This window comes from Endozoicomonas sp. Z74 (assembly GCF_057680865.1).
In genome coordinates this window covers 1-9046 of the sequence record NZ_JBLYZI010000159.1, presented here as the reverse complement: position 1 = coordinate 9046, position 9046 = coordinate 1, and the positions used below count along the sequence as shown (strand labels likewise).

The following is a 9046-nucleotide window of genomic DNA, read 5'->3' as shown; positions in this document are numbered from 1 at the left end:
AAGAACGCCAATGGAAACTCTGATAGATGGCAAAGAGATCTGGAAGGAAAAATTTGTAGCCTGAATTTGACCTGACAGACACCCTCTGAAAAATCGGTGACTGTCAGATCAGGTCTGAACTACTACAATTAAAGGGTTCAAATAAGGAGACACATGCAGCTTGTAATGCTGGATCCAATTTTTTCAGCTGCGCTTTTATTTTTTCTTCACTATCACTCTTGAAGTAGGTGGCTAAAATTCTTTTTTTCTCTTTATCATCCAGCATGTCAGTTTCTATAACTGTTTTTATCAGGCAGCTTACAGCTTCAACCTTCCCCCCCTTCAAAAAAGAAGATGCAGGCTCATCTATACCTTTTTTTGGGAATGACAAAAGCCTAACTTTATCTTCAGCCCTAACAACCTCACTTGATAAAATCATTCTCAAAAATAGCTCAACGGTTTTTTTACAATCAGAACTCAACCCAACAAATAACACTGGCAACCTATTTGTCCCAAACAAAATATCCACTTTGTCTTCATACTCGATACCATCACTTGCAAGAATCTCCGACAGCATAAAGTTAAAAATATCACTTTGCTGTTTAGCCATCGTCCAGGACATAATTGAAACGCCATCAAAGCGAACGGATTTAAGCAACCTTGCTTTGTGTGATTCTGTCAAACTTTCATTATTAAGAACAAGAAGAAAATACTGGCGAACCAAGTCAAATTGTTGAGCCTCTATAGCCGCAGATAATGCAGAAGTTCCCTTCTCAGACATTCCTTCGAGCAACTCAACCTTATTTTCCATAGGAAGCAGTTCCTCATCAGCTTCCAAAACAGCCCTACAAAACTGAATCACAGCTTCTCGACTCCCTCTGATAGCACCAAAAACTAAAGGCGTATACCTGCCCTCCTTTTCTCCAGAATGACCATGTAAAAGCTGCATTTTATGATCTAGGCTCAAGGGGCTTGACAATACACGTACAACAAATTCACCAACCATTTCAGCATCATTTCCCGCCAGAGCTTTTCCTAATGGAGTGGGAAAAGCATTATCTTCTGACTGTTCATGGCAATTCAGTATCTGAACTTTTTGATCCATGCTCAATGAATCTTCGGAAAGCACCATCAAAGTAAAATAACTGACAATCTCTTTATGAGCATGTGCTACAGCCTCATAAAGAGCAAATGCAACTTCAACATCAATATCTTTCGGATAATCATGTGGAGCCAGCAGCTTCACCTTTTCCAAAATACTCATTTCCTCACTTTTTAGAATATTTCTGATTATTATTTTTGCCTCTTCTGTATACCCTCTAAATAGAGCCGCACTTAATAAGTTTCCTTTATCGCTATCGTGAAAAGAAGCAAAACCACCAAAATACTCATCCTTTAACCACTCCGGATGACCTAATAATGTAATGAACGCTAACTTTTCAAAATTCATTACCCCTTGAACATCCAAAAATGCACTTTTCACATCATCAACCTTTTCATACGATGAAATACAGATCGCTTCACCATGGGCACAGTATTTATTCGCAAGCTTTCCATTAAAAACCCTGGTTTCATCAAAAGCATGCAATGCCTCCAAGGAAGGAAAATAAAATCGTTGATGAGATAAAGTTTTATTGGGATTATAAAACTTAAACACATAACCATTTTCTTTACGCCTTATGATCAAGCCCATAGAGTGTGATGTAGTAGAGAGGAAGTACTTACCTTTTTCATGAAGCTCAAGCGAAGAAGCTAATCTAACGAGATTATCTTTAAAACCACCAAAATCACAAACCACCATTCTTTTAGGAGCACTATTTTTTTCCACTCCTCCAATCTGGCCTTGCATTGACTCATAGTGCTCATCATAACGATTGTATTGAAAAAAAGGGTGGTGATTTATCTTTTCAACAGTATCAATACTTTCATACCCTTTAACCGTTCCAGTTTCACCACTCAGAAATGCATCAACCAGATGACGGCATACAATTTGTTCCCCTCCTGGAAATCTACCACATCCGTTATAATTTTTCGCCTGATCTCCTGGAGAGTAATAAGCCATCCCTTTGACCTCTCCATCAGAATCCTTAATTAGATCATATTGCCTGTCCATTCTTACAAGTTTCTTAACTTTATTTTTGAGGTATTCAACCTTCCTTCCTTTAACCCCCTTTTCATCCGCAGGACAACTACCTTTCGCTTTGGGTATCTTAGGTTCTACGGGTTTATAAGGCTGCTCTTTATCCCCAGGTTTCAAATATAAACCGCATCCTAAGAGTCGTTTCAAGGCATCCATACTGTATCCTTATAATCCGTGTAAAAATAAAGAAAACAATTAATTCTTTTTTCTTATAAAGCTACAAACAATTATAACTTAAAGATAACAGCTGGCTAATCAATAAAATACAAAGAATAACTTAATGACTCTCCCCACCCTATTTTTCAAGCACCTGCTCTAGCCCAATAAGTCGTAAAAGGCTAAACCCTCACCATTGCGCTATGGAAATTCATGCCGACAGTATATTCTGGGCCAGAAACCCAGTTTTCTACCGCTCTATCAACGGCAATACCACCGGCAACCGACGCTATGGACTATTTGACAAAAATCACCCCCGAAAGGCCCAGGCCCTCCAGTATCCAGGGGAAGCGGGATCTGGTCGAAGAGACCGAAAGCAACCGGGGCCGGATTATCCAGTCCGCCGCCCTGCGTCGACTGCAGCAGAAAACCCAGGTTTACCCCCTGGAAACCAATGCCGCAGTGCGCAGTCGGCTGACCCACTCCCTGGAGGTACAGCAGACCGGCCGCTACCTGGCCAAAACCATTCTGGGTCGGCTGGAACAATCCGGACAGCTGAAGCCCCTGGGCCTGGAAGGGATCGAAACGGCCTTCACCAACCTGGTGGAAATGTCCTGCCTTCTCCACGATGTGGGCAATCCCCCCTTTGGGCATTTTGGCGAGGCTGCTTTCAGCCGCTGGATGCAGAAGCATGCCAGCCACTGTCATCAAACCTCCCTGAACAACCAGCCCGGGGGCTCGGAGCTGTTCAGGGAAGTATTATTGCCAGACCTCTGTGTCTTTGAAGGCAACGCCCAGGGGCTGAGGATCATTCACAGTCTGCAGGAACTGAACCTGACCTGGTCCCAGCTGGCCTCTACCCTGAAATACACCCGGGCACCTTTCCAGCCAAAAAATCAGGTGCCTGAAAACTGTCGCTACCGCCAGAAAAAACCAGGCTTCTATTATTCAGAAAAAGACGTGGTCAGCACACTGTGGCAGGCCCTTGCCATTAAGGAGGGTTGCCGCTTCCCCCTGGTCTATATCATGGAAGCGGCGGATGATATCTCTTACTGCATCGCCGACCTGGAAGACGCTGTCGACAAAGGCATTCTTTCCCTCCGCGGTCTTCAGCACTGGCTAAAGGAGGTCTGGCTGGAGTTCAGCGGCTCCTCCAATCCCTACCTGCTCGACATTATCCAGTCTTCCATGGCTGGTATTGACCACAACCCACAGACCTTTATTACCCGGCTACGCACCCGGCTGGTGAGGGATCTGGTGGACTATGCCGCCAACCGTTACCTCCAGAAACACCAGGAGGTATTTGACGGCACACTGGATGAACCTCTTATTGATGGCGGCTCTGACCAGCACCTGGCCCTGAAAACCCTGAAAACCGTCGCCATACGTCACGTGTTCAATAGTCGCGAAAAGGAAACACCGGAACTGAGAGGCTATGCCGCTTTGATGGGGCTGCTGGATATCTACCGCCCAGTGCTTGAACTGTCAGGAGAGGACTTTACGGACATCGTCGTCAATGACAGCGGCGAACACTTTCTGGAACAGCGGCTTTACCACCGGCTGCCCGGCAAGTACATCGCCTGCTACCGCCAGGATACGAAGCCTCTATGGGAAGCATCCGCCCCGGAAAAGTGGAGCGTGGAAGAGAAAAATGACCTGGAATGGTATTACCGGGCAAGGCTGATCCTGGATTACATCAGCGGCATGACCGACCACTTTGTACTTAATGAGTATCAAAGCCTGTCGGCCATATAGACTCATGATGTAAGCAAATACTGTTCATGAAACCTCAAATGGTCCTCAATAAAACTGGAGATAAAGTAGTAGGAGTGGTCATAACCCTCCTGCAGCCGCAAGGTTAACGGATAACCACTGACATTTGCAGCAGCTTCCAGGGCATCCGGTTTGAGCTGCTCCACCATAAAGCTGTCATTCTCTCCCTGGTCCACAAGGGCGGGTACTCTGGCACCGCTGGAGTGCATCAGCTCACTGGCATCGTAGGGTTTCCAACACTCCTGATTGTTACCCAGATACCCGGTAAACGCCTTGATCCCCCATGGGCATTCCATGGGATGACTGATAGGGCTGAAGGCCGACACGGAACAATATGCATCGGGATTTCTGAGGGCAATCACCAGAGCACCATGGCCTCCCATGGAATGCCCGGCAATGCTTCGCTGACCGGTCACCGGAAAATACTGCTCAACCACCTTTGGGAGCTCAGTGACAACATAGTCGTACATACGGTAGTGAGTGTCCCAGGGCGGCTCAGTGGCATTGACGTAAAACCCTGCGCCCAGGCCAAAGTCCCAGGACCCATCCGGATCATCAGGAACCCCTTCGCCCCGCGGGCTGGTATCCGGAGCCACCAGGGCAATACCCAGCTCCGCCGCCACTCGCTGGGCACCGGCTTTCTGCATAAAATTTTCATCCGTACAGGTCAACCCGGACAGCCAGTACAGAACGGGAACCGGTTCCTTCTCAGCCTGGGGAGGCAGGTAAACCGCAAACTGCATGGCACAGTTCAGAGTATCTGATTCATGGGTATATTGCCGGTGCCAGCCACCGAATACTTTGGTATTACTGATCATTTCCAGGGACATATCAGGGGTTCTCTTTGGACTTACCGGCTCACTCCCTGACTGCCTGAGTGAAGCCGGTACAGGCTGCTAATAATGGACAACACTGCGGATACTTTCACCCTTGTGCATCAGCTCAAAGGCGTCATTAATCTTCTCAAGCTCCATGGTATGGGTGATGAAGTCATCCAGCCTGAACTCCCCGGCCATATAGCGTTCCACCATACCGGGCAACTCTGAACGCCCCTTAACCCCACCAAACGCAGTACCCCGCCAGACCCGACCAGTCACCAGCTGAAAAGGCCGGGTGGAAATCTCTTGTCCGGCACCGGCCACCCCGATAATCACCGACTCCCCCCAGCCTTTATGGCAACACTCCAGGGCAGAGCGCATCACATTCACATTACCGATGCACTCAAAGGAAAAATCCACGCCCCCGTCGGTCATCTCAACAATCACCTCCTGTATGGGCTTTTCAAACGACTGTGGATTAATGCACTCCGTTGCCCCCAGCTTTCGGGCCAGCTCAAATTTCGACTCGTTAATATCCACCCCGATAATCCGGCTGGCCCCGGCCATCACGGCTCCGATCACCGCAGACAGACCAATGCCCCCCAGACCAAAAATGGCCACAGTATCCCCTTTCTGAACCCGGGCCGTTTTCAATACTGCTCCCATCCCCGTGGTCACTCCACAACCCAGCAGACAGACTTCATCCAGTGGGGCTTTTGGATTCACCTTAGCCAGGGATATTTCCGGAAGCACGGTGTACTCCGAAAACGTGGAGCACCCCATATAGTGATAAATCGGCTGGCCTTCTTTATAAAAGCGGGTAGTACCATCAGGCATCAGGCCTTTGCCCTGAGTCTCGCGGATCTTCTGGCAGAGATTGGTTTTACCGGACAGGCAGAACTTGCACTCACCGCATTCCGGCGTGTACAGAGGAATCACATGATCACCCACCGCAACACTGGTGACCCCCTCCCCCACCTGTTCCACAATACCGCCACCTTCATGGCCCAGAATGGCCGGAAATACGCCTTCGGGGTCCTCACCGGACAGCGTAAATGCGTCGGTGTGACAAACCCCCGTGGCCACAATTCGTACCAGTACCTCACCGGCTCTGGGCGGCATGACATCCACCTCTTCAACCGACAGTGGCTGCCCCGGCCCCCAGGCAATGGCTGCTCTGGATTTAATGAATGGTTCGGACATTGGTTTGCCTCCCGGGGTCTCTGGACAGTCCCCTGTTGTAAGAATCTGCAAACGGGTGGTCAGGATGTACCGGATCCGGTAGGCCAGCGAAGCCAGGACAACTTCTGGACCGGAGTACTCTGCATTTTTTCCAGCCAGCCCCCCCCTTCTTCTTCATTTTCAAAGTAGTTCCTGGAAGTGTCATACCCTAGCTGAAACAGGGTTTTCAGCTTATCTGGCTTGACCATAAAGGCGCTGAACTGGTCGATACCTTCCGGAGCCAGGGACACCTCGGGCAACTCAATATTGGAGAGAAGTTGGGCAGAGCTGTATATCTGGAATACCCGGTCCAGTACATCAAAGGTATTGGCAAACTGGTCGCTGGGCTGCGCCACCACTGGAGAGAGATACATACCAATATGATGGCGGCAAAGGTGGTGAATCAAATCACTGGGGTAGTTGTTGATGATGCCGCCATCGGCATAGACAGTGCCATTCCATTCAACGGGAGTGAACATGCCGGGATAGGCTGAGGAAGCGGTCAGTGCCCTGATTAGCGGACCACTGGAAAAGACGGTCTGGGCCGCCCGGTTCAAATCAGTGGCGACCACATAGAGTGGAATATTCAGGGACTCAAAAGCATCTTCTGTGAACCAGGGAATAAACTGTTTTGATATTTTGTCCGAGTCGATCAGCCCCAAACGGGTGAAGGAAAAGTTTTTAAGGCTGAACATCCGGGTACTGGTAAAAAACTCAAGAATCTTGCCGGGCTCATGACCACTGGCAAACAGCGCGCCCACCATGGCCCCACCACTGACCCCGGAGATAACATCCGGCTCAATCCCCTGCTCACAGAGGTACTGCAACAACCCGATCTGGGCCATGCACTTGGCCCCGCCCCCGGACAGCGTCAAGCCCAGCCCATAAGGCTTTGGCCTGAAGCCAGACCCGAAAAGTTCCGTTTTGAACATGTTGCCCCTTGAAACCACCCTGCCTTAACCGTCTTTACTATATGAGAATATGAGAACAGCCTTCATCCGAACAGACTTCATTATGTCACGGCAATCCCATTGGGCTAAAGTTGTCTTAACCCCTTTTACACTGATACAGGCCCTTACGGGCCAGGAGCAGGGATGAGCACTGAACAGAACACCTCCGACGCTTTTATTCTTCAAGACTTTCTTCTTCATAACACCCGAGTCCCCCGCTTTATCTACGGCACCGCCTGGAAAGAGGAGGCCACCGGGGAACTGGCCCTCAAAGCCCTGAATAACGGCTTTACCGGTATCGACACCGCCAACCAGCGTAAACACTATTATGAAGCCGGAGTAGGCGAGGCGTTAAAACGCTTTTACCAGAGCAGCGGCCGACAGCGAAGCGACCTTTACCTGCAAACCAAATTCACCTATCAAGAAGGCCAGGATGCACGACTTCCCTACGACCCGAATGCCCCATTCGCCCAGCAGGTGGAACAATCCTTTGCTTCTTCACTGGAACATCTTGGGACCGATTATCTGGACGCGTATCTTCTTCACGGCCCCTCCCAACGGGAAGGCCTGGGAGAGCCGGATTTTGAAGTATGGCAGACCATGGAAAGCTTTTATCGCTCCGGACATATCAAACTGCTCGGGGTAAGCAATGTCTCCGCCGATCAACTGGAGTTCCTGAACCAGCAAGTGGCCATCAAGCCCATGCTGGTCCAGAACCGCTGCTATGCACACACGGGTTGGGACAGTCACGTTCGGGAGGTCTGCCGTCGCCATGACATCCACTACCAGGGGTTCTCTCTGCTCACCGCCAACCAGCCCATCACTCAGGCTCCAGCCTTCAGGGACATTGCCCGGAGAACGGGACTCACCGACGCCCAAGTGATCTTTCAGGCCTGTTTGAGAATGAATATGATCATTTTGACCGGTACCCAGAGCGACGAGCATATGGCGCAGGATCTTAATTGCCATACAACGGAACTGACCGACAATGAAGTAGAAACGATTGAGAGGATTTTGCTGAATCAGCAGTGAGGGACTTGAAATTGGTCGGGGTAGAGAGATTCGAACTCCCGACATCCTGCTCCCAAAGCAGGCGCGCTACCAGACTGCGCTATACCCCGAGGTGTTCCGTACAACTCAGACAGTGCCTACTGCTTGATAGCACTATCGAACCGGAACGTTCGTTACTTTAGCAGAGAGCCTTGTTTTCACAAAGCGTACTTTCCGAAGATTGCCTACGGAGTATACAGCCTCTCAGCCAAAGAACAAAAAAGGCCTGTTGCTGTACAGGCCTTTTTGATCTGGTCGGGGTAGAGAGATTCGAACTCCCGACATCCTGCTCCCAAAGCAGGCGCGCTACCAGACTGCGCTATACCCCGTTACTCATTGAAATCCGTCAGGTCATAGGGCCAACGCCCGGAAAACCGGCCTTCAAGGGCTTGGAAAACCCATAAAAACAAGCGGTTACAACTGCCTTCCGAAAAGAGCGAGGCTACTATAAGTGAATGTTTTTCATCATTCAACTGTTTTATTTTCGCCCAGGACTACCCACTTCATCTATTGATAAAAAGACATTCTCCAGCAGGCCGATGGAGTAAGCTTTCTTTGCCATCGACCACTTAATCGGGGCTATAACAAGGTCTGAGATTAAGAACCTCACAGCCACAACGGGGGTTACCGTGCGAATAGACCAGATCAAACCCATCAGCTACCGGAAAACGCACACCTCTACGGCATCAATAAGGTTCAGGAAAACCGTCAACCAATGGTTATCACGCAAAACGGAGAGGCCAGTGAGTGAGCCCTGGTGCTGACAGTAGCGGTGATTTTCAAGAAAGATGTCGCCTCAACCTATGCAGCTAAATCATAGTGCTGCTGATTTTCTGATCGCTCAGGGTTTAGCCATACTTCAGTGGGTAACTGCCAGTTTCTGGTATTGCGGCTTCCCCAGCGTTCTGGGTGTTGCTCCTTCGCTTTACGATAAACAGCTTCTCGGTTTATTACTTTCT

6 protein-coding genes and 2 tRNA genes are annotated in these 9046 nt (G+C 49.3%); 2 read left to right on the top strand and 6 right to left on the bottom strand.

What is annotated here, in order from left to right:
* Positions 1-103 precede the first annotated feature (103 nt).
* Positions 104-2275, bottom strand: a complete 2172-nt coding sequence (locus tag ACNRUY_RS25070) for a hypothetical protein (protein WP_488114402.1) — start codon at positions 2273-2275, stop codon at positions 104-106.
* A gap of 213 nt (positions 2276-2488) precedes the next feature.
* Here ACNRUY_RS25070 and dgt point away from each other — a divergent pair, with 213 nt between their 5' ends.
* The gene (gene dgt, locus ACNRUY_RS25065; RefSeq protein WP_488114401.1) at positions 2489-4030 is read left to right on the top strand and encodes a dGTPase; all 1542 of its coding nucleotides are present in this window, start codon (positions 2489-2491) and stop codon (positions 4028-4030) included.
* 2 nt (positions 4031-4032) lie between these two features.
* Here the strand turns inward: dgt and fghA are convergent, their stop codons facing one another.
* The 3 genes from fghA to ACNRUY_RS25050 all read right to left on the bottom strand — a co-directional run bounded on the left by fghA (position 4033) and on the right by ACNRUY_RS25050 (position 7019).
* Positions 4033-4878, bottom strand: a complete 846-nt coding sequence (gene fghA, locus ACNRUY_RS25060; protein ID WP_488114400.1) for an S-formylglutathione hydrolase — start codon at positions 4876-4878, stop codon at positions 4033-4035.
* Between the two features lie 66 nt (positions 4879-4944).
* Positions 4945-6069 carry an S-(hydroxymethyl)glutathione dehydrogenase/class III alcohol dehydrogenase gene (locus ACNRUY_RS25055; protein ID WP_488114399.1) on the bottom strand — a complete coding sequence of 375 codons (1125 nt, stop codon included), beginning with the start codon at positions 6067-6069 and terminating at the stop codon, positions 4945-4947.
* Positions 6070-6128: 59 nt separating this feature from the next.
* Positions 6129-7019 (bottom strand): patatin-like phospholipase family protein, encoded by an 891-nt coding sequence (locus tag ACNRUY_RS25050; RefSeq protein ID WP_488114398.1) that lies wholly within the window; start codon positions 7017-7019, stop codon positions 6129-6131.
* 162 nt (positions 7020-7181) lie between these two features.
* On the opposite strand from ACNRUY_RS25050, the gene ACNRUY_RS25045 reads away from it, so the two are divergent.
* Complete coding sequence (locus tag ACNRUY_RS25045) at positions 7182-8069, top strand: aldo/keto reductase family protein (RefSeq protein WP_488114397.1); 888 nt, start codon at positions 7182-7184, stop codon at positions 8067-8069.
* Between the two features lie 12 nt (positions 8070-8081).
* Here ACNRUY_RS25045 and ACNRUY_RS25040 read toward each other — a convergent pair.
* Both ACNRUY_RS25040 and ACNRUY_RS25035 read right to left on the bottom strand, forming a co-directional pair.
* Positions 8082-8158: transfer RNA gene (locus tag ACNRUY_RS25040), tRNA-Pro, on the bottom strand.
* A gap of 181 nt (positions 8159-8339) precedes the next feature.
* Positions 8340-8416: transfer RNA gene (locus tag ACNRUY_RS25035), tRNA-Pro, on the bottom strand.
* Between the last annotated feature and the right edge of the window lie 630 nt (positions 8417-9046).